Source organism: Nocardiopsis sp. Huas11, from assembly GCF_003634495.1.
In the GTDB taxonomy this organism is placed as follows: Bacteria; Actinomycetota; Actinomycetes; order Streptosporangiales; family Streptosporangiaceae; genus Nocardiopsis.
In genome coordinates, this window is record NZ_RBKY01000001.1 from 7,332,694 (window position 1) to 7,353,621 (window position 20,928).

Annotated in this window: 20 protein-coding genes; 10 read left to right on the forward strand and 10 right to left on the reverse strand. The window is 71.5% G+C overall.

Annotated elements, in window-relative coordinates:
• The first annotated feature begins 198 nt into the window (after window positions 1-198).
• Window positions 199-768, forward strand: a complete 570-nt coding sequence (locus DFP74_RS32710; protein WP_121187861.1) for a DUF6542 domain-containing protein — start codon at window positions 199-201, stop codon at window positions 766-768.
• A 130-nt stretch (window positions 769-898) separates the two neighbouring features.
• Here the strand turns inward: DFP74_RS32710 and DFP74_RS32715 are convergent, their stop codons facing one another.
• The 4 genes from DFP74_RS32715 to DFP74_RS32730 all read right to left on the reverse strand — a co-directional run bounded on the left by DFP74_RS32715 (window position 899) and on the right by DFP74_RS32730 (window position 4,067).
• Window positions 899-1,144 (reverse strand): exodeoxyribonuclease VII small subunit, encoded by a 246-nt coding sequence (locus tag DFP74_RS32715; protein ID WP_121187862.1) that lies wholly within the window; start codon window positions 1,142-1,144, stop codon window positions 899-901.
• Between the two features lie 100 nt (window positions 1,145-1,244).
• Window positions 1,245-2,579, reverse strand: coding sequence for an exodeoxyribonuclease VII large subunit (xseA, locus tag DFP74_RS32720; protein WP_121187863.1), 1,335 nt, complete (start codon window positions 2,577-2,579; stop codon window positions 1,245-1,247).
• A gap of 98 nt (window positions 2,580-2,677) precedes the next feature.
• Window positions 2,678-3,139 (reverse strand): DUF3060 domain-containing protein, encoded by a 462-nt coding sequence (locus DFP74_RS32725; protein ID WP_121187864.1) that lies wholly within the window; start codon window positions 3,137-3,139, stop codon window positions 2,678-2,680.
• Window positions 3,140-3,356: 217 nt separating this feature from the next.
• The gene (locus DFP74_RS32730; protein WP_121187865.1) at window positions 3,357-4,067 is read right to left on the reverse strand and encodes a hypothetical protein; all 711 of its coding nucleotides are present in this window, start codon (window positions 4,065-4,067) and stop codon (window positions 3,357-3,359) included.
• A 295-nt stretch (window positions 4,068-4,362) separates the two neighbouring features.
• On the opposite strand from DFP74_RS32730, the gene DFP74_RS32735 reads away from it, so the two are divergent.
• Window positions 4,363-5,334, forward strand: a complete 972-nt coding sequence (locus DFP74_RS32735) for a 4-hydroxy-3-methylbut-2-enyl diphosphate reductase (protein WP_121187866.1) — start codon at window positions 4,363-4,365, stop codon at window positions 5,332-5,334.
• Between the two features lie 123 nt (window positions 5,335-5,457).
• On the opposite strand, the gene DFP74_RS32740 is transcribed toward DFP74_RS32735, so the two are convergent.
• Window positions 5,458-6,027: a DUF4245 domain-containing protein gene (locus tag DFP74_RS32740; RefSeq protein ID WP_121187867.1), complete on the reverse strand. Its 570-nt coding sequence runs from the start codon at window positions 6,025-6,027 to the stop codon at window positions 5,458-5,460.
• 93 nt (window positions 6,028-6,120) lie between these two features.
• Window positions 6,121-6,729: a TetR/AcrR family transcriptional regulator gene (locus tag DFP74_RS32745; RefSeq protein ID WP_121187868.1), complete on the reverse strand. Its 609-nt coding sequence runs from the start codon at window positions 6,727-6,729 to the stop codon at window positions 6,121-6,123.
• A gap of 183 nt (window positions 6,730-6,912) precedes the next feature.
• Between DFP74_RS32745 and glpX the strand changes: the two genes are divergently transcribed.
• On the forward strand, window positions 6,913-7,935 hold the full coding sequence (glpX, locus tag DFP74_RS32750; RefSeq protein ID WP_121188668.1) for a class II fructose-bisphosphatase: 1,023 nt from the start codon (window positions 6,913-6,915) through the stop codon (window positions 7,933-7,935).
• 143 nt (window positions 7,936-8,078) lie between these two features.
• Window positions 8,079-9,803, forward strand: a complete 1,725-nt coding sequence (locus DFP74_RS32755; protein ID WP_199725983.1) for a hypothetical protein — start codon at window positions 8,079-8,081, stop codon at window positions 9,801-9,803.
• 90 nt (window positions 9,804-9,893) lie between these two features.
• Here the strand turns inward: DFP74_RS32755 and DFP74_RS32760 are convergent, their stop codons facing one another.
• Window positions 9,894-10,715, reverse strand: coding sequence for an ABC transporter permease (locus DFP74_RS32760; RefSeq protein ID WP_121187870.1), 822 nt, complete (start codon window positions 10,713-10,715; stop codon window positions 9,894-9,896).
• Entirely contained in the window at window positions 10,712-11,638 is a 927-nt protein-coding gene (locus DFP74_RS32765) for an ABC transporter ATP-binding protein (protein WP_121187871.1), read from the reverse strand. The genes DFP74_RS32760 and DFP74_RS32765 overlap by 4 nt, the downstream gene beginning before the upstream one ends.
• Before the next feature lie 460 nt (window positions 11,639-12,098).
• On the opposite strand from DFP74_RS32765, the gene DFP74_RS32770 reads away from it, so the two are divergent.
• The 6 genes from DFP74_RS32770 (at window position 12,099) to DFP74_RS32795 (ending at window position 19,123) form a co-directional block, all read left to right on the forward strand.
• Entirely contained in the window at window positions 12,099-12,464 is a 366-nt protein-coding gene (locus tag DFP74_RS32770; protein ID WP_121187872.1) for an RNHCP domain-containing protein, read from the forward strand.
• Complete coding sequence (locus DFP74_RS32775) at window positions 12,461-12,898, forward strand: RNHCP domain-containing protein (RefSeq protein ID WP_370013458.1); 438 nt, start codon at window positions 12,461-12,463, stop codon at window positions 12,896-12,898. The genes DFP74_RS32770 and DFP74_RS32775 overlap by 4 nt, the downstream gene beginning before the upstream one ends.
• 175 nt (window positions 12,899-13,073) lie before the next feature.
• Window positions 13,074-13,676, forward strand: a complete 603-nt coding sequence (locus DFP74_RS32780) for a DUF1707 domain-containing protein (protein WP_121188669.1) — start codon at window positions 13,074-13,076, stop codon at window positions 13,674-13,676.
• Window positions 13,677-14,162: 486 nt separating this feature from the next.
• Complete coding sequence (gene iscB, locus DFP74_RS32785) at window positions 14,163-15,464, forward strand: RNA-guided endonuclease IscB (protein WP_121187874.1); 1,302 nt, start codon at window positions 14,163-14,165, stop codon at window positions 15,462-15,464.
• 27 nt (window positions 15,465-15,491) lie between these two features.
• On the forward strand, window positions 15,492-16,880 hold the full coding sequence (locus DFP74_RS32790) for a class II fumarate hydratase (RefSeq protein ID WP_121187875.1): 1,389 nt from the start codon (window positions 15,492-15,494) through the stop codon (window positions 16,878-16,880).
• Between the two features lie 194 nt (window positions 16,881-17,074).
• Complete coding sequence (locus tag DFP74_RS32795; protein ID WP_121187876.1) at window positions 17,075-19,123, forward strand: serine/threonine-protein kinase; 2,049 nt, start codon at window positions 17,075-17,077, stop codon at window positions 19,121-19,123.
• Between the two features lie 70 nt (window positions 19,124-19,193).
• Here the strand turns inward: DFP74_RS32795 and DFP74_RS35295 are convergent, their stop codons facing one another.
• Both DFP74_RS35295 and DFP74_RS32805 read right to left on the reverse strand, forming a co-directional pair.
• The gene (locus tag DFP74_RS35295) at window positions 19,194-19,802 is read right to left on the reverse strand and encodes a transglycosylase family protein (protein WP_370013459.1); all 609 of its coding nucleotides are present in this window, start codon (window positions 19,800-19,802) and stop codon (window positions 19,194-19,196) included.
• 58 nt (window positions 19,803-19,860) lie between these two features.
• Complete coding sequence (locus tag DFP74_RS32805) at window positions 19,861-20,541, reverse strand: lytic transglycosylase domain-containing protein (RefSeq protein ID WP_121187878.1); 681 nt, start codon at window positions 20,539-20,541, stop codon at window positions 19,861-19,863.
• Window positions 20,542-20,928: the final 387 nt, after the last annotated feature.

Consider the following 20,928-nt stretch of genomic DNA (forward strand, 5'->3'; position numbering starts at 1 on the left):
GGCCCGTGTGGGCGCACTGACCGATTTCCACCAGAACCTCGGTGCCCCATCCTGGTGTCCAAGGGTGAGGAGGGGGTGTTCGGCGCGGAAGGTGTCAAGTAGCCGAAATGACGACACGATCCCCGGAAAAGACCCGGGAACTTCACCAGAAGTGACACACTAAACACTGTGAGTAACAAACTTGGGAGGCGTACGGTCGTGCCTCAGCGCAAGACGGACGGTCCGGAACCCGGACGCGCCCCGTACTTCGTGCGAACGCAGGACCGCGGCCACAACGGACCAGCCGCTGGACAGCCGACGCGCCCCGACGCGCGTTCGCAGGCACCCCAGGGAGTACAGGGGCCGCGCCCGACCCCGACCCCCTGGCGGCCACCCCGGTTGACCGGCCGCGGCGGCATACTGCTCATCATCATCAGCAGCTTCGGCGGGACGATGGTCGCGCACTGGACGGAGACCTCCGCGCCGCCGGGCGTGGTGTTCACCCTGGCCTGCCTGCTGACCGCGGTACTGGTGCGCCCGAGCGACCTGCTGTCACTGTCGGTGAGCCCGCCGATCGCGTTCTTCGCCTCCGTGGTCGCCGCCGAGGCCGTGCTCGCCCTGGGCAACGAGGGGTTCGCGCGCGTGCTGCTGCTGGGGCTGGCGTCCCGCCTCGCCGAGGTGGCTCCGTGGCTGTTCCTGGGGACCGCGCTGGTCCTGGTGGTCAGCGTGTTCCGCGGACTGCCCGGCAACATCCGCGAACTGGGCGACGAGCTCAACGGCCGCAAGTAGCGGGCGAGCGCCACCGGCACCGCTCCCGGAGCGTGCCCGGCGGATCCTCACCCTGCCGTGCGAGGCCCCGGCCGCCCCGACGCGCCCGCGGCGGCCTCCCCCGCCGCCGGACCGCTCACGCGCGCGGACCTCAAAAGGGCGTCTCCCCGTCCTCGGAGGTCTCACCACGGCGCTCGTCCATGGCCGCGGCCATCGTGGCGCGGGCCCCCTCCAGCCACTGTTCACACGTCTTGGCCAGCTCCTCGCCGCGCTCCCACAGGGCAAGGGAGTCCTTGAGGCTGAGGCCGCCGGACTCCAGCCGGCGCACGACGTCGGTCAGCTCCTCCCTGCACTCCTCATAGCTCTGCTTCGGTTCGGCTGCGCCCTTGTCGGCCATGTCTGCTCCGTCTTACGTCGATGGGTGGGTGCGTGGATGTCCCGGGCCGAGCCCGGGGCGGTGCCGGTGTCCGGCGTCCCGGCGGCGGCACGCCCGGCCACTACCGCTCGGTCTCCCCGGCGGGTGCGTCGTCGGCGTCCTCGTCGGTGGTGGTGGTGGTGTCCGCGGTGTCGTCGGTGGCGGCGTCATCCGTGCCGTCCCCGGCGTGGCGGGCGTCGCCGTCGGCGAGGTGCACGTCCGCCACGGTCGCGGTCAAACTGTCCTCGGTGAAGCGGATCCGCAGGTCCTCCCCCACCGCGGGCTCGGCGGCCGAGCGCACCACCGACCCGTCCTGGCGCTGCACGATGGCGTAGCCGCGCGCCAGTGTGGTGGCGGGGGACAGCGCGTGCAGGCGGGCCCGGGTGTGGACGAGCCCGTCGGCCGAGCGGTCCAGCGCCACGGTCAGGCTGCGCCGTGCCCGGTCGCGCAGGTCCACGACCTGCTCGGTGAGCCGGTCGATCTCGCGGACCGGGTCGGCCAGCGCCGGGCGCGAGCGCATGCCCCGCAGCCAGGACAGCTCCCGGTCCACCGCGCCCTGGAGCACGCGCCGGGCCCGGTCGCGGAGCTGGCGGATCAGCTCCGTCTGCTCGCCCACGTCGGGGATGGTCTTCTTGGCCGCGTCCGTGGGGGTGGAGGCGCGCACGTCGGCGACGTAGTCCAGCAGAGGCGCGTCCTGCTCGTGGCCGATGGCGCTCACCACGGGCGTTCCCGCCTCCGACACGGCTCTGACCAGGGCCTCGTCGGAGAAGGGCAGCAGGTCCTCCAGGGAACCGCCGCCGCGCGCGATGATGATGACGTCCACCTCCGGGCGCGCGTCGAGCTCCTTGAGCGCCTCCATCACCTCGCGCACGGCGCGGTCGCCCTGCACGGCGACGGGGCGCACCTCGAACCGCACGGCGGGCCAGCGGCGGCGCCCGTTCTCCAGGACGTCGCGCTCGGCGGCGGAGTCGCGGCCGCAGACCAGGCCGACCGTGGAGGGCAGGAAGGGCAGCGGACGCTTGCGCGCGGCCTCGAACAGGCCCTCGGCGGACAGGGTGCGGCGCAGCTGCTCCAGGCGGGCCAGGAGCTCGCCCAGGCCCACGTGGCGGATCTCCAGCGCGCGCAGCGAGAACGTCCCGCGCACCTCGTAGAAGTCGGGTTTGGCGTGCACGACCACACGGGCGCCGGCCTCGGGCGGCGGGCTCTGCGCGTCCAGCACCGAGGTCTGGCAGACCACGCGCACGGACACGTTGGCCACGGGGTCGCGCAGCGTGATGTAGGCCATCCGGCCGCGCCGGTTGAGCTCGGCGATCTGGCCCTCGACCCAGATCCGGCCGAGGCGGCCGATCCACTGGCCGACGGCGTTGAGGACGACTCTGACCGGTTGCGGCGCCTCGGCGGAACTCTCCATGCCCATGACACCCGAGCCTAGGCCAGGGGTACGACAGCCCTGCTCATCCCCCGCCCCGCGTGCCCGAGGGCCGTCGCCGCCGGGGAGGCGGGGGGCGGCCGGGATCAGGCCTGCGCGTCGCCTCCGGCGGAGATCTCGTTGCCGGTGCCGACGTCGATGATGGAGGGCTCGCCGGTGGCGTGGTGGACGGTGTTGTCGGCCCCCACGACGTTGATGGTCTCGGCGCTGCCGACGTGCACGGTCATGTCGCTGCCCAGGACGTTCACGCGCTCGCAGGAGCCGTTGAGGACGACCTCGCCCGCGTTGGCGGTCACGTTGACCGTGCGGCCCTCGCAGTCCTCGGTCACGGTGCCGTCGGCGCTGGCGATGGTGAGCGAACCGTCCCCGTCCACGCTCACGGCCGGGTTGCCCTCAGAGTCGACGGAGACCTCGCCGTCGCCGTTGCCGACGCTGACGCCGTCCTCGTCCACGGACACCGATCCGTCGCCCCAGGGCAGGTCGACCGAGCAGCCGGTCACCCAGAACGCGGCGGCCAGAACGGCGGCGGCCAGAGGTCGCTTCATCATGTGGAGCCCTTCGCACGAGGGGCGCGCGGTACGCCCCGTCAGCAGGGTAGACGCGTGGAACCGCCGCGAGGTTCCCGCACGCGCCCCACCTCCGGCGGAGCCGGGCCGCCATGGGGGCCGCGCGGGCGCGCCGCGCGCGATCGCCGAGGCCTGACACACGTCGAGCCCTCCGCCGGACGCGGTCCGGAAGAGGGCTCGGTGTGTCGGCGGGGCCGGTCTACTCGCCGGACTCCAGCTTCGCGATGCGGTTGTCGTACATCTTGACGAACTCGGGGCGCCCCTGGTGGGCGACCTCGTAGGCGCGCAGGTCGCGGACCTGCTCGATGGTGAGCTTGCGCAGCCGGGCGCGGACCGACGGCAGCGTCAGGGCGTCGTAGGTGGGCACGGCCAGGTCCTCGGCCGCGGGGGCGGCGCCCTTGCGCACCTTGTCGAACACCTCGTCGCTGGCGACCTCGGTGTGGGCCTCGGCCACGGCGAGCTCCTCGGCGATCGCCGCGCCGTCCTTCTCGACGTTCACCGCGAGGGCGGGCTCGACGGCCTCGTCCGGGGCCTCGACGACCTCGGCGGCCTCGACCGCCTCGGCGTTGGCGTCCGACTCCTCGTCGACGGCGGCCTCGGTGGAGGCCTTCTCCGCGGAGGCGTCCTCGGTCTGGGCCTTGTCGTCCTCGGCCGCCGGCTCGGCGGCCTCGACGGCCTCGTCCTTCTTCTCGTCCTTCTTCTCGGCGTCCTCCGCCGCGGCCGACTCGCCGGGGGCCTCGCCGGCGGCCTTCTCGGGGGTCTCGGCGGGGGACTCGACCGTCTCGGCCGTGGTCTCGGACGCGGTGTCCTCGTCCTTGGTGGCGGAAACGGTGGCTGTGACCGGCTCCTTTCGGCCGAAGATGCCCTGGACCAGGGTCTTCAGCTTCGTGGCGATCGTCGGATTCGACATAGGACGGGGGCTCCTGATGATCTCGGCGGTTGGGCCAGCGGCGCGCGTCCAGCAAACCAGGCAAGGCCGAGTTGAGGGCGAACCGCCTATAACAGATGTGATGGTGAACCAGGATAGAGGAGGGAGGAACACCATGAGCGGGCGATAAGTGAACGATTTCGCCACGTCGAAGCGGAACCGCATACCCCCCGTCACACTACCGTTACCCTGACCGTCGATCCGCCCGGTTTGCCCACTTCAATGCGCTCACTCACACTCGGACACCAGACCGTTCACGGCACCTAGGATGTAACACATGACTGCGACGACGACTGCGACGAACCAACGCCGTGTGCTACTCGCCAACCCCCGGGGCTACTGCGCCGGTGTCGACCGTGCGGTCATCACCGTCGAGAAGGCCCTGGAGCAGTACGGCGCGCCGATCTACGTGCGCAAGCAGATCGTGCACAACACCCACGTGGTGCGCACCCTGGAGGAACGCGGGGCGATCTTCGTCGAGGAGACCGAGGAGGTGCCCGAGGGCGCCATCGTCGTCTTCTCCGCCCACGGGGTCTCCCCCGCCGTGCACGAACAGGCCGAACGGCGACAGCTCAAGACCATCGACGCCACCTGCCCGCTCGTGACCAAGGTGCACAAGGAAGCCAAGCGCTTCGCCTCCGAGGACCGGGACATCATCCTCATCGGCCACATCGGCCACGAGGAGGTCGAGGGCACCAGCGGTGAGGCTCCCGATCACATCCAGATCGTCGAGAGCCCCGACGAGGTGCACAAGGTCGAGGTCCGCGACCCCGACAACGTCTCCTGGCTCTCCCAGACCACGCTCTCGGTGGACGAGACCACCCAGACCGTGGACGCCCTGCGCCAGAAGTTCCCGAACCTGCTCGACCCGCCCAGCGACGACATCTGCTACGCCACGTCCAACCGCCAGGACGCGGTCAAGGCGATGGCGCCGGAGTGCGAACTGGTCATCGTGGTCGGCTCCGACAACTCCTCCAACTCCGTCCGCCTGGTGGAGGTCGCGCTGGACGCCGGCGCCGACGCCGCCCACCTGATCGACAACGCCTCCCTCATGGAGGACGCCTGGTTGGAGGGCGTGACCACGGTCGGCGTGACCAGCGGCGCGTCCGTGCCCGACATCCTGGTCCGCGAGCTGCTCGACAAGCTGGCCGCGCACGGCTACGGCTCCGTCAGCCCGGTCACCACCGCCGACGAGACCCTGACCTTCTCGCTGCCCAAGGAACTGCGCCGCGACCTGCGCGCTGAGTAGCACCCGCCTGTGATGAGACGAGGGACCCGCGCCGAGCGCGGGTCCCTCGTCTCGTGCCGTCCGGGGTGCTGTGCCGTCCGGGGTACTCGGGCGCCGCCCGTCCCGGCGGGGCGCCCGGCCCGGTCACTCGGCGGCGGTCTCCGTCTCGTCGGTCTCGTCCGCCTCGTCCGTGCCGTCCGTCTCCAGGCCCTCGGCCAGATGCGCGAGCTCGTCCACGTCGGCGCTGCCGGCCACCACCAGGGTCACCCCGTCGCCCTCCAGGACCAGGGCGCCCCAGTCATCGGACTCGTAGTGCCGCCACTCCCGGCCGCCCACGGCCACCGTGCCGACCGGCTGCGCGTCGTCGACGCTCTCGGCGATCACGGAGGCGGCGTCGCCGTCGCTCTGGACGAGCCGGGCGTGGCTGTCCGCGGCCGTGGCGAAGCCCACGCTCCACCGCACGGGACCGGTCACGTCGAGGGTGGAGCTGGTGGGCGTCCAGCCCTGTTCGACGAGGTCCTCGGCGGGCACGGTCACCGGGTAGTCGGCCGACTCGCGCAGGACGTCGACGTCGGGACGGTAGTCCACGGAGGGGATGTGCTCGCCACTGCGCGCGGAGACCACGAACGCCATGGCCAGCAGGATCACGACGAGGACCCCGAGGGAGATGGCGTAGTTCTTGAAGGTGGCGTTGGACCGGCTGTACTCACTCATGTCGCTTCCCAGCTTGCCCCAGGTCCGGGACCCCTCTGATCCGGGGTGCCGCTACCGGCGCCCCGGCACGCCCGGTGCTCGGCGCCCGGAGCCTCAGAACCGGCGCTCGAACTGGGAGAGCAGCGCCGTGATGTCGTCGGCGAGCTTGCGCGCGTCGGCGTCGTCGCGCCGCACCACCTCGGCCACGGCCAGGAGCATGGCGCCACTCACCACGATGAGCAGCGCCTCGTCCACGGGCTCGTCCGCCTTGCGGAACAGGGCCACGTTGCGGTCGCTCCACTGGGTGAGCCGGGCGCGGAGCTGGTAGTCGAAACCGGGAGGGCCGTCGCCGCTGAAGAACAGCCGCGCGGTGTCGCGCTCCTCGATACTGCCGAGCAGGTACGCGCGCGCGGCGATGTTCATCAGCCGTGTGGGATCGCTCTCACCCTCGGCCCGCGCGTCCACGACCGCCTGGTGGGTGCGCTCCTGCTGGCGCTGCTGGAACTCCTCGTACAGCGCCAGGTAGAGGTCGGCCTTGCCGGTGAAGTGGTGGTAGAGGCTGCCGACGCTCGCCCCGGCGACGGAGACGACCTCGCTCACGCCCGCCTTGGCGAAGCCCACGGTGCGGAACACCTGCGCGGCCGACCTGAGCAGAGCACTGCGTGTGGCGGCTCCGCGCGGCGAGACCCGCACGGCCTTCTCCGGCCTGTCCGTCTTGTCCACTGTCACGCCCTCACTCCCGTCCGGGTCAGGCCAGCGTAGACCGTGACCGCCTCCGTGCGCGGACCGGCCGGGGCCGGACGGGGGTGTGACACCTCCGCGACCCGTGTCAGTCGGAGAACACGTCGGGTGACTACCCTAAGAGGTGCATCCCCGCCCTGATCCCTGATGGAAGGTGTCACCTCCATGTCGCAGTCCGCGAGCTCCACCGCGCAGTCCTCGGTGCCCGACAGAAACCTCGCGTTGGAGCTGGTCCGCGTCACCGAGACCGCGGCGCTCGCCGCGGCGCGCTGGGTCGGCAAGGGCGACAAGATCGGCGCCGACGGGGCGGCCGTGCGCGGTATGCGGCACATGATCAGCACCGTGTCGATGAACGGCACCGTGGTGATCGGCGAGGGCGAGAAGGACAACGCCCCGATGCTCTACAACGGCGAGACCGTGGGCGACGGCGGGGGCCAGGGCTGGGACGTGGCCGTCGACCCGATCGACGGCACCACGCTGACCGCCATGGGCATGCCCAACGCGATCGCCGTCATCGCGATGAGCCCGCGCAACACGATGTTCGACCCCTCCGCGGTCTTCTACATGGAGAAGCTCGCCGCGGGCCCCGAGGCCGCCGACGTCGTGGACATCGCCGCGCCGGTCGCCGACAACATCCGGGCGGTGGCCCGCGCCAAGGGCAAGTCCCCGCAGGACGTCACGGTCGTCATCCTGGACCGGCCCCGCCACAAGCAGCTCGTGCAGGACGTGCGCGACGCGGGCGCCCGGATCAAGTTCATCAGCGACGGCGACGTGGCGGGCGCGATCATGGCCGCCCGCCCGGAGACCGGCGTGGACCTGCTGCTGGGCATCGGCGGCACCCCGGAGGGCATCATCACCGCCTGCGCGATGAAGTGCCTGGGCGGCGTCATCCAGGGGCGGCTGTGGCCCAAGGACGAGGACGAGCGCGCCAAGGCCATCGCGGCCGGCCACGACCTGGGCCGCGTGCTGCACACCGACGACCTGGTCTCGTCCGACGACGTGTTCTTCGCCGCGACCGGCATCACCGACGGTGAGCTGGTCGGGGGCGTGCGCTACGAGGCGTCGCGGGTGATCACCGACTCCCTCGTCATGCGCGGTCGCAGCGGCACCGTCCGCGAGGTGCGCAGCGAGCACCGCGTGAGCAAGCTCTCGGCCTACAGCGGCGTGGACCTGACCTCCGCTCCCTGACCGGACGCTTGCCGGATCGGTCCGCACAACCGGTTCCGGAAGCGAACCACACCGGGGTGACCCTGCATCAGAACCCACGTTGACCCCGCGCCCAGGCGCGTTGACCGCGCCCACGCGCACAGTGATTCCCCGTCGGAGGCATGATGTCCTACCCAGATCCCCCACAGCAGCCCCAGTGGCAGCCACAGCAGCCCGGGCAGCCTGGGCAGGGTTACCCCGCTCCGTACGGCGGCGCCCCGGGACAGCAGCAGCCGGCGTACCCGCAGCACGGCGCCCCCGCCGGCGGTATGCCCGGCGGCGGTATGCCCGGCGGCCCTCCCGGCGGCCCGCCCTACGGGGGCCAGTACGCGGGCGGCCAGATGCCGCCCTCCGGCGGTGGCCGCCGTAACCGCTGGCTGATCCCGACCGCCGCGGGCGTGGCCGTCGTGGTCATGGCGGGCACCGTCTGGGCGACGGTGTCGCTGGTGGACTTCGGCGGGCCGCAGCCCGAGACCGTCCTGCCCGGCAACTCGATCGCGTTCGGCAAGCTGGACCTGTCCATCGACGGATCCCAGGCCATCGACCTGCTCCGGTTCGTGGACCAGCTGCCCCAGGAGATGCTCGACGAGATGGGCGAGCCCGACGGCGACACCTCCACGATGATGGCGGAGGGCTTCGTCGAGGCCTTCCCCGAGGCGAACCAGTCCGACGTGGAGGAGTGGATCGGCCAGGGCGTCGGCGGCTCGGTGTGGCCGACCACGGACGAGGAGGCCTCCGAGGGCCAGGGCGTCTCCGGCGCGATCGCGCTCTCGGTCACCGACGAGGCGCTCGCCGAGGAGGAACTCGGCGCCCTCGCGAGCCAGCGCGACGACCTCGCCTTCGAGGTCGTGGACGACTTCGCGCTGCTGTCGTTCAACGAGGCCGCGATCGCCGACCTGAACCGCCAGATCGAGGCGCACGGCCCCCTGGACGGCAACGACACCTTCTCCGGTGACCTGTCCGACGTGCCCGGCGGCAGTGTGTCGGTCGGCTGGCTGGACCTGGGCGGCCTGATGGAGATCGAGGAGTTCGCGCAGGAGGTCGCCTCGGAGCTGCCCAGCGAGACCGGCGCGGTGTCGGGACGGGCGACCGCGTCCGTGCGGATCGACGGCGACTTCCTCGAAGCGCGGATGGACGTGTTCGGCTTCGAGGCGGACCAGGAGGATCTGTCCTGGCTGGCGCAGGAGCCCGGAGCGAGCGTGACCGCGATGGGCGGCCTGTCCGACGACACCGTCGTGGCACTCGGCGGCGCCGGGCTGGACCAGGCCGCCACCAGCGCCTACGAGGACGGGGTCCCCTTCCTCAGCAGCGGTGAGCAGACCGAGATGGAGCGCTCGTTCAACTCCATGGGCCTGCCGATCCCGGAGAGCTTCGGCGGCCTGCTGGGCACGTCGACGGCCTACGGCTTCACCGATGTGGACCTGGGGTCCATGTTCGGCGGCCCCACGTACTACCGGGGTTTCGCGGACTCCTCAGCGGCCGACGGGGACGTCACCTACGAGTACCGCGCGGTCGGCGGCGACGAGCAGGTGCTGAGCGACTTCGTCGCGGAGATCGCCGGCCCCTACTCCGACCCGCTCCCCGACGTGCGCACCGACGGCGACGCCGTGGTGGTCGCGAACGGCACGACGGGCACCGGCCGTCTGGCCGACGACGAGGTGTTCCAGCAGACCATGCAGGAGCTGGACGACGCGGTGCTGGCCGGATACGTCGACCTGCGCCAGGTCATGCCGGCCGGCGAGGTCGCGGCCCCGGAGGAGTGGGGCGCCGTGGGCGTGGCGCTGAGCGTCACCGACGACGGCGAGCGCGCGAGCTTCGAGCTGCGCTGGGCGCCCAGCGGCGGCGAGTAGTCCGCACACACGACGGCGGTGGCGCGGGAGGTCTCCTCCCGCGCCACCGCCGTTTTCGGTGCCGGTGTCAGTGCCTGTGCCGGAGCCGGCTCAGCTGACGACGCGGCGTCGCATCTGGAAGCCCGCCAGGAACCACATCAGGACGATGAAGGCCAGCAGCACGCCGACGTGGACCAGCGCCGTCCCGGGCGCCAGACCGCCGAAGACCACCCCGCGGATCAGTTCCACGGCGTGGTAGAGCGGGTTGACCATGGCCGCCGACTGCACCCAGTCGGGCAGCTCGGTGAGCGGGAAGAAGGTCCCCGCCACGAGGAACAGCGGGGTGAACAGGCCGCTGAAGACGTAGTCCATCGACCGCACCGACGTGATGACCGCCGAGATCCAGATGCCGAAGAGCGCGAAGGCGAAACCCGCCAGGAACGCGATGAACGGCACCAGCAGCATGCCCGGCCCCGGCCGCAACCCGAACCCGATGGCGACGAGCAACGGAACGCAGCCGTAGACGCCGGAGCGCATGGCCAGCCACAGCGCCTCGCCGGTGACCAGTTCGCGCACGTCGATCGGAGTGGCGAGGATGCCCTCGTAGGTATGCAGGAAGCGGCGCTTGATGAAGGTGTTGATGACGGCGGGCATCATCGACTGGAACATGACCGACACCGCCACGATGCCGGTGCCGAGGAAGTCGATGTAGCTGAAGCCGGCGAGGGTGCCGATGAGGGCGCCCATCCCGAAGCCGAAGCACAGCAGGTACAGCGTCGGCTCGACGACGGCGGCGAAGGTGGTCGCCCGCCACGACTGGCCGTACAGGATCCACTCGCGCGCGACCACGCCCATGACGGCGTCGGCCTCGAACCGCCCCGGACGCGCGTGGATCTCCGGCCGGGCGTCCTCCCTGGTCTGTCGAAGCGTCATTCCACACTCTCCCCGGTCAGGGTCACGAACACGTCCTCGAGGTTGCTGGCGCGCCGCAGCGGCGTGTCCAGCCGGTCCCGCAGGGACTCGGGCAGTTCCTCGGCGCGCAGGACCGACACGGTGGTGCCGGTGCGCCGGGTGGTGAAGCCGTGGTCGCGGATGAGGGTTTCGAGGGCGTCGATGCCGTCGTCCCCCGGCTCGTACTCCTCCACGGTCGCCCCCGCGTACTTGGCGACGAGGTCGGCGGGGGTGCCGCGTTCCACGACCCGGCCCGCGGCCATGAGGGCCACCTCGTCGGAGAGGCGCTCGGCCTCCTCGATGTAGTGCGTGGACATCAGGACGGTGACGCCCTCGGCGCGCAGGGCGTTGATGACGCCCCACAGGTCCTGGCGGACCTGCGGGTCCAGACCGACGGTGGGCTCGTCCATGAGGACGAGTTCGGGCCGGTGCAGGAGGGCGCGGACGATCAGCAGCCGGCGGCGCATGCCGCCGGAGAGGTCGTCGACGAGGGTGTCGCCCCGGTCGCCGAGCTGGGCCAGGCGCATGGCGCGGGCGATGGCCTCGCGGCGCCGGCGGCGGGGAACGCGGTAGAGGAAGGAGAACATCCTCAGGTTCTGCTCGACGGTGAGTTCCTCGTCGAGGTTGTCGTGCTGGGGGACGACGCCCATGCGGGCGCGCGCCCACTTCGACTCGGCGGGGATCTCGTGGCCCAGGATGCGGATCTCGCCCTCGTCGGCCAGGCTCTGGGCCGTCAGCATCTTCATCGTGGTGGACTTGCCGGCGCCGTTGGGCCCGAGCAGGCCGAGGACGACGCCCTGCGGGACGTCCAGGTCCAGGCCGTCGACCGCGGTCAGGGAACCGAAGCGCTTGACGACGCCGCGTAGCAGGAGCGCGGGTACGGCGCTGGAGTCGCTGGGGCCCATGGATGCGCTCCCAGGCACACTCCGGCCCGGATCAGATGTGGTCATGAGGCCACGGTGGCAAATTCGCAGGGGAATATCCAGCGAGTTTTCCGCCCGCGGGCGGGCGTGCGCGGGACGCCGGGCCCGTGCCCGCACCGGGCGGGCCGTAGGCCGGGGGCGGCGCCCCGGTCCACCACCGTTCGGGCTCGGGGGCGCCCCGGAGAAAATTCGTTGCGCGGGGATCGGCCCACTTCCTAGGATCGGCCGCACCACGACCACCCGCCCGGGACCGCCACCGCCGACCGGGCTCCCAGGAGGCTGTTCATGACCCGGATCGCGCCGAGCGCGCTTCACCACCGTGCGGGCGTCGTCCGCTCCCGGCCGCTCACCACGGCCCCCTGACGCCGGACCCACCGCACCGTCGAGAACCGCTCGGCCTGCTCCTGCTGCCTGATTCCGATGTCCAGCAAGGAGTTCCCGGGTGTCCACCACCGAACCCAGCCCTGTCCTGCGTACCTCCACCTTCACGTGTGTGCGCTGCGGCCTGACCACCTCCGTCCTCGACCCCGAGGGCACACGTCGCGACCACTGCCCCAGCTGCCTGAGTTCACGCCACGTCCTCGACCGGCTCGGGGGCGGCCCCGCCGACTGCGGCGGCCGCATGGTCCCGATCTCCATCGCCGTCCCGCGCGGCGGCGCGTGGCGCCTCATCCACCGCTGCGCCATGTGCGACGAGCTGTCGGAGAGCGCCGTGTCCACGGACGACAACCACCTCGTCCTGATGCGCCTCGCCGTCCGCCCGCTCGCCGATCCGCCCTTCCCGTTCGACCTGTTCGGGCAGGTGTGAGCATGGGACGACGCAACACGCGCGGCCGACGGCGCACCCAGCGGCCGAAGACCGTCCTGCACGCCCACGGCGAGGCCGGCCGGTCGGGATCGTTCCGCTGCGTGCGGTGCCGGCTGGAGATCCCCGCCGCCGCGCCGGGGACCGCGCACCGCAACCACTGCCCGACCTGCCTGGCCAGCCTGCACGTGGACCGCCGGATCCCCGGTGACCGCGCCGCGGACTGCCGGGGCCGCATGGACGCGGTGAGCATCGCGGCACGCCCGGACGGCGAGTGGATGATCGTCCACCGCTGTACGCGCTGCGGCGGTCTCAGCGCCAACCGGGTCGCGGGCGACGACAACGTCCGGGCGCTGGTGCGGATGGCGGTCCGCCCGCTGGCCGCCTCCCGCCCCTCGGCGAGCTCCGTGGCCCGGCGGGTCCTGATCGATCTCTGAGCCGCGGGTGGGCCCGGGCCCCCGGGCCCGCCCGTCGCCCACCATCGTTCGGGGGCGCTGCGCGGGGGACGGACTACCGCCCTCAACCGAGGGCCTACGGCCGCAGCCCCGACCGGCCCCGCGCCCACCCGGAGGGGACGCGCGGGAGGGGGCGGTTGCTCTAGTGTGGTCCGACGTGAGTGAGGAACCGTCCCCCGCCAGGCTCCGTGCCTCCGACTCCGACCGCGAACGGGTCCTGAAGGTGCTGCGCGACGCCACCGCCGACGGCCGTCTGGACCTGGACGAGTTCGAGGAGCGGTCCGCACTCGTGCAGGAGGCCAGGACCCTGGGCGAGCTGCCCGGCGTGACCGCCGACCTCGTCCCCGCCGACCGGCAGCCCATCCGGCTCGACCCCCAGCCCGTGATCGGGCTGTTCTCGCGTGTGGCCCGCCGCGGCCGGTGGGTGGCCATGCCCGGTGAGATGATCGCGGCCGTGTTCGGCCGCGTCGACGTGGACATGCGCGAGGCCCTCCTGCTGCGCAACCACCACAGGGTCGTCGTCCACGCGTTCCTCGGACGGGTCGAGATCGACGTCCCCGAGGGTGTCGAGGTCAGGATGACCGGCTGGAGCTTCCTCGGCCGGCGCTCCACCAACGCTCAGCGGTCCGAACTGCCCACGCCGCCCGTCGTGGAGATCGACGGCTTCAGCGTGTTCGGGGTCGTGCGCGTACGCGCGCCCCGCCGACGGCGTTTCCTGGGCCTGGTGCGGCGCCGCCCCCAGCGCGGCATCACCTCCTGATCACGACCGCCCCCACCTGCACGGATGTCAACATGACACGCGCAACACCCCCAACTCAGGGTGAGTGGCTCCGTGCTTCTGTGCGTCTGGCAGGCTTGTCTCACAGGATTTCCCAGGAGAGGTAACGGGATCTCGGCCCTGAAGGGCCGGGCTTTCAGCCTGTGTGGTTGAGAGCCGCCGTTACCAGCACCAGCCATCACCCATGAGGAGGTGACCTCGATGGCTACGTTCCGCACAGGACAGAAGACCCACCAGGCCGTGCTTCCTCAGCGGCCTGCTCTGGAATCCGCGCCAGCAGACACCCCAAGGATCAGGGACGAAACGGGGAGCGGACACCGCAGCGGTAACAGATCTGCGGTACCCGGTGCGGAACATGTGCGAGGGGAGACCGGTACCGCCCCACCTGGCGGTTCCGGCGTCACTCCCGAGCCCTGCGGGGCCGGGGAGAAGGGCCGTGAGGCCCACACCAGAGAGAGCGACCCGTGTGTGTTCGTACTCGACAAGCACGGCACCCCGTTGCAGCCCTGCCACCCGGCCAGGGCCCGCAAGCTCCTCGCCAAGGGCCGGGCGGTGGTACACCGGCACACCCCGCTCGTGATCCGCCTCAAAGACCGCACGATCGAAGACTCCGAGGTGGACGGTGTCGAACTGGGAATCGACCCCGGATCGAAGCACACCGGCATCGCCGTGTTCACCCACCAGGCAGGGCAACGCCGGGGCCGGTACACGATCCAGCTCGACCACCGGGGCGCGACCATCCGCAGGAAGCTCGCCCAGCGGTCCGGCTATCGTCGGCGCCGCCGCACCTCGAACCTGCGCTACCGGCCGCCCCGGTTCGAGAACCGGGCCAGGCCCCGCGGCTGGCTTCCCCCATCGCTCCAGCACCGAGTGGACACCACAACCTCATGGGTCGACCGGCTCACCGGGTGGGCACCCGTCGGGGCGGTGCATGTGGAGCGGGTGGCGTTCGACACCCACGCCCTGTCCGTCGACGGGCCCCTCGAAGGTGTGGGCTACCAACAGGGGACCCAGCACGGCTACGAGGTGCGCGAGTACCTGCTGGCCAAGTTCGGCCGTGCCTGCGTCTACTGCGGAGTGATGAACACTCCGCTCAATATCGACCATGTCCGCCCCCGCTCCCGGGGTGGAACTGACAGGGTGTCCAACCTGGTGCTGGCGTGTGTGCCCTGCAACCAGGCCAAGGCCGACCGGCCGGTCGAGGGGTTCGCCCCCAAGGCCGCCACGCGGGTACTGGCCCGAGCCAAGGCTCCGCTACGGGACGCCGCCGCGGTCAACGCCACCCGGTGGTCGCTATGGTGCGCCCTCGATGCCCGCCTGCCCACCCATGTCGGCTCGGGCGGGCGCACCAAGTGGAACCGCACCCGCAACCAGTTACCCAAGTCGCACACGCTGGACGCTCTGTGCGTGGGCAAGCTGGACACCGTCACCCAGACCATCCGCACGATTCTGGTGGCCGGGTGCTCCGGGCGCGGGACCTATGCCCGGACCCGCCCCGACAAGTACGGCTTCCCCCGGTTGCGGCTGCCGCGAACCAAACGGTTCTTCGGGTTCGCCACCGGCGACCTGGTCCGTGCCGTCGTTCCCAAGGGGAAGAAGGCCGGGACCCACACCGGGCGAGTCGCGGTACGCGCCTCAGGAAGCTTCAACATCACCACCGCCCACGGCACCGTCCGGGACGTCAACCACAAGCACGTCCAGCTACTGCAGCGTGCGGACGGCTACGCCTACACCACACAGAAGGAGGACGGGGCTTCCTCTCCCGCCTGAAAGCGGGGGTATCCGCCCCAAGTACAGATGAGTGAGTTCCGTATCGAGCACGACTCGATGGGTGAGGTCAAGGTTCCCGCCGAGGCCAAGTGGCGGGCCCAGACCCAGCGTGCCGTCGAGAACTTCCCGATCTCGGGCACAGGGCTGGAGGGCGCCCACATCGCCGCTCTCGGCCAGATCAAGGCCGCCGCCGCCAAGGTGAACGCCGAGCTGGGCGTCATCACCGACGAGTTCGGCAAGGCGATCCGCGACGCGGCCCTGGAGGTCGCCGAGGGCAAGTGGAACGACGAGTTCCCGATCGACGTCTTCCAGACGGGTTCGGGCACCTCCAGCAACATGAACACCAACGAGGTCGTGGCGACGGTCGCCAAGGAGCGCACCGGTCTGGAGGTCCACCCCAACGACCACGTCAACGCCTCCCAGTCCTCCAACGACGTCTTCCCGTCGTCCATCCACATCGCCGCCACCTCGGCCGTGCAGAACGAGCTGATCCCGGCGCTGCGCCACCTGGAGAACGAGCTCACCCGCAAGTCGGTCGAGTTCGCGTCCGTCGTCAAGAGCGGCCGCACGCACCTGATGGACGCCACGCCGGTCACCCTCGGCCAGGAGTTCGCCGGGTTCGCCGCGCAGGTCCGCTACGGCGTCGAGCGCCTGGAGGCCGTCCTCCCGCGCGTGGCCGAGCTCCCGCTGGGCGGCACCGCCGTCGGCACCGGCATCAACACCCCGGAGGGCTTCGCCTCCCGGGTCATCGCGGAGATCGCCACCAACACCGGTCTGCCGCTGACCGAGGCCCGCGACCACTTCGAGGCCCAGGGCGCCCGCGACGGGCTCGTCGAGCTCTCCGGCCAGCTCCGGACGATCGCGGTCGGCTACTGCAAGATCGCCAACGACATCCGCTGGATGGGTTCGGGCCCGACCACCGGTCTGACCGAGGTCTTCCTGCCCGACCTGCAGCCGGGCTCCTCGATCATGCCGGGCAAGGTCAACCCGGTCCTGTGCGAGGCCATGCTCCAGGTCTCCTCCCAGGTCGTGGGCAACGACGCGGCCGTCGCCTTCGGCGGCGCCAGCGGCAACTTCGAGCTCAACGTGCAGCTGCCGATGATCGCCCGCAACGTGCTGGAGTCCATCCGCCTGCTGGCCAACGTCTCGCGCCTGTTCGCGGACCGCTGCGTGGCCGGGATCGAGGCCAACGAGGAGCAGTGCCGCACCTACGCGGAGTCCTCCCCCTCGATCGTCACGCCGCTCAACCGCTACATCGGCTACGAGGAGGCCGCCAAGGTCGCCAAGCAGTCGCTGGCCGAGCGCAAGACGATCCGCCAGGTCGTTCTGGAGCGCGGCTACGTCAAGGACGGCAAGCTCACCGAGGAGCAGCTGGACGCCGCCCTCGACGTGCTGAAGATGACCAACTCCCAGTAGTCCGCGCGGTCGTGACCGGTCAGGGGCGCCCCGCTGGAGCGGGGCGCCCCTGCGGTGTGCGCGCGGCCGGGTCCCGGTTCGGCTTCGCTCCCCCACCGCCGGGAACCTTTGGCGCCGGGCGGACGTCGCACTTGCGTACCAGTACGTCTGGTTCGACCCCCACCTGATCACAGCCCGCCTCGAGAGGGCAGTACATGTCGAGCAACAGCGACAGCGCACACACCGTCGCGGACCGCTACGTCCTCCGCCGCGAACTGGGGCGCGGAGGCATGGGCGTCGTCTGGGAGGCCTTCGACCCCTCTCTGGAGCGCGTCGTGGCGATCAAGCAGGTGCTCCTGCCCGAGCACTTCACCGACGAGGAACGGTCGGACGCGCACGCCCGGGTGCGCCGCGAGGCCCAGTCGGCGGCGCGGATCTCCCATCCGAGCGTCATCACCATTCACGACGTCTTCCAGTTCGAGGGCGACCCGTGGGTCGTGATGGAGCTCGTCGAGGGCGGTTCGCTCCAGGAGAGGCTCAAGGAGCACGGACCGCTGGACCTGGAGACCGCGGCCACGGTCGCCGAGTCGCTGCTCCAGGCGGTCAGGGCGGCGGACGCGGCCGGCGTGCTGCACCGCGACATCAAGCCCGGCAACATCATGATGTCCTCGGACGGCCGGGTCATCCTCACCGACTTCGGGATCGCCACCATGGAGGGCGGTCCGAGCATCACGCGCACGGGCGCGCTGATCGGTTCGCCCGAGTACATGCCGCCGGAACGGCTGGAGGGCGGGCCGGCCGAGCACCGGGGCGACCTGTGGAGCATCGGGGTGACCCTCTTCGCCGCGGTCGAGGGGACCTCGCCGTTCCGCCGGGACAGCATCACCGCGGCGATCGCGGCGGTGATGTCCGCGGAGCTGCCGCCGATGACGAGCGCGGGGTGGCTGGCCCCGGTGATCGGGGGCCTGCTGGAGCGCGACCCCGACCGGCGGCTCACCGTCGAGGAGGCCCTCGAACTGCTGCGCGGCCTCCGGCAGGGCGCCGCCGACGGTGACGGCGCGACCGGTTCCGGATCCGGCCCGGTGGGCCCGGCGGCGGCCGGAGGCACGACCGGTGCGGCGACCGCCGCGGGCATGGTCGCGGGCGCGGGCGCCGCCGGGTACGGCAGCGGACCCGGCCACACCACTCCCATGGGAGGTCACGCGGCCCCCAGTGGCGGCTACGCGGCTCCGAGCGGCGGCTACCGTCCCCCGGTCGGGACAGGGCCCTCCGGAGCCTTCACGGGGCCACCACGGGCTCCCCACGGCGCGCACCAGGGCCCCGCCACGCCCTTCCCAGGTCACGGACGGCCTCCGGGCCCCCACGGGTACGGGGCCGGACGACCCGGTGCGGGCCCCGTCCCGGGCGGCGTCCACCCGCCCATGGGTCACCCGGGCGCGGGCCACCCCTCCGCGGGTCGCCCGTCCGCGGGTCGCCCGGGTGGAGGCGGGCCGGCTCCCACCCACGTGCGTTCCGGCGCGGCCGGCGGCGGCTCGGGCTCCTCGCGGATGCTGCTCGGCGCGGGTGCGGGCGCGGTCGCCCTGCTGTTCATCGCGGTCGTCACGTTCATGGTGGTGATGAACCGCGGCGGCGACCCCGACCAGGCGGCGCCCAGGGCCGGCGGTCCCGCCGGGGGCGAGGCCGAGCCGGGCGAGCTGGAGTCCGACGCCACCGGCGGCCCCGCGACCGACGATGACGACGACGATGACGATGACGAGAGCGGCGAGGAACCGCCGTCCTACGACTCCCTGGAGACCTTCGAGTCCGACTGGTTCTCCGTGGACCACCCACAGGGGTGGTACGTGGACGACTCCGACATCGACAACACCATCGTGGCGATCCTGGCCGAGGGAGGGGACCACCAGGTGTGGGTGTCGGGCTGGACCGAGCAGGACTTCACCGGCACGAGCGCGGAGTTCCTGGAGTCGACGGACGGCGGGACCGACACCGGCGGCGAGACCATGCCCGGCTACCGGCAGCTGGACCTGGAGGAGGTCGACGACCACGATCTGGGCGACGGCTGGGACGTGGCGCGCGTCGAGGCGGAGTTCACCAACGATTCGTGGCCCACGCAGGAGCGCCGGTTCTGGTCCTACGCCATGAGCACGGACTACCAGGGCGACCGCGCCTTCTACCTCATGAGCGTGAACGTCCCGGTCCAGGAAGCCGACTTCTACGCCGATCTGCCCGAGGACGTCTTCGAGACCTTCACGCCGAACATCTGAGCCCCCGTACAACGGCGCCGGCCCCCGCTTCCATGAGCGAGGGCCGGCGCGGGACGGGATCGTCCGCGGGTCAGTCGAACAGGTGCACACCGCAGTGGGGCCACTGGCTCTGCCAGTTGCCGCCCACGGCGTTGTAGAGCTGCTGGGCGCGCTGCGTCTGCTCGTCGGGGCTGGCCTCCGACGGCAGGCCGGTCCCGCCGACCGACTCCCAGGTGGTGGTGCTGAACTGGTAGAGGCCGTAGTAGCCGCCGGCGGAGTTGACCGCGGTGGGGTCACCGCCGGACTCGCACTGGGCGAGGCCGGCCCAGTTGAGGCCCGCGGCGTCTCCACCGCCGACCGGCGGAGTGCCGGTGTCCTCCTCCGTCTCCTCCTCCTCGGGCTCCTCTTCCTCCGGTTCGATGGCGGTGGCCTCGACCTGCGCGGTGCGGCCGGCCTCGCCGAGGGCGGTGTCACGCTCCCCGGCCGAAGCCGCGCGCAGATCGGCGAGCTCGTCCTCGGTCAGCTGCTCCGAGGCGGCGAAGAACTCCTCGTCGGTGGCGGCGTCAGGGGCGGTCTCCTCGACCGCGGCACTGGCCGCGACGTCCGGGTCGACCCTTTCCTCCGCGAACGCGGAGACGGCGAACGTCGCACCCGCGACGAGGGTCGCCGCGGCGACCGCCGCCGTACTGCGCAGCGACATGCGATTGAGTAGCACGATTGCCTTTCCCAAGAGGGGGTATTGGCAGGGGAAAGCCCTATTAATACCAGTTGTTGGCCTGCGAATGGGCCCAGGCGCCGCACGGATCCCCGTAGCGGTCCTTGATGTAGTCGAGGCCCCAGGCGATCTGGGTGGCGGGGTTGGTCCGCCAGTCGTCGCCGTGGGACGACATCTTGCTGCCGGGCAGCGACTGCGGAATTCCGTACGCGCCCGAACTGGGGTTCTCAGCGGTGTGGTTCCAGTTCGACTCCTTCTCCCACAGGGGTTCGAGGCAGTCGGAGAACTGGTCGGCGCTCCAGCCCTGGTCCAGCACCATCTGCTGGGCGATCTCCTTGGCCGACCCGGCGGGGACCGGTGCGGCGGAGCTCTCGGACTCGGGCTCGGACTCGGGTTCCGGCTCGGGTTCGGGCTCCGGGACGTCCTCGCCCTCGCCGCTGGAGGACCGCACCGCCTCGTCGGCGGCGGCCTCGGCGGCGCTGCGGGACTCCTGGCGCGCGGCGGCCAGGTCCTCCTCGGACGGAGTGGGCCGTGCCGCGAAGAAGTCGTCCTCAGGGGTGGTCTCGGCCTCGGGGGCGGCCGTGGCCACGGCGGCGGAGGTCACCTGGTCGGGCTCGACCTCGCCGCTCTGGGCGAAGGCCGCGACGGTGAAGGTGGCTCCCGCGACGAGCGTCGCCGCGCCGATGGCGCTGACGTGACGCAGTGAGATCCGATGGTGTAGCAAAGTCGCCCTTTCGCGCGTTGACGCTCACGAACGGAGGGTCCGTGGGTGTTGTTCGCCGCTCACCATGTGGCCCGGGGTGAAGCGCGGTGGGAAGGGTCGTGCCGTTCGACCGTCCGCGCCATGGGCCCCACACGGGTGGGGGTGCTCAGTGCAGCGGGTTCAGCCTGCATCATCGTCACGGCCACGTAACGCCATATTTACTATGGCTTGGGTCACATCACGGAATGTGCCTGCATTGCGGGGCTTTGACCTGCGCGCTATCACGGAGAGTCAAGAGCTGGTCAACTCGTGTGACGGGTGTGGTGACTCTCTCGCCGCCCTCGTCGCGGAGACGGAGCTCACCGGAATCGCGGCCCGGACTCCCGGGACCCCTCCGTCGTGCGTCAC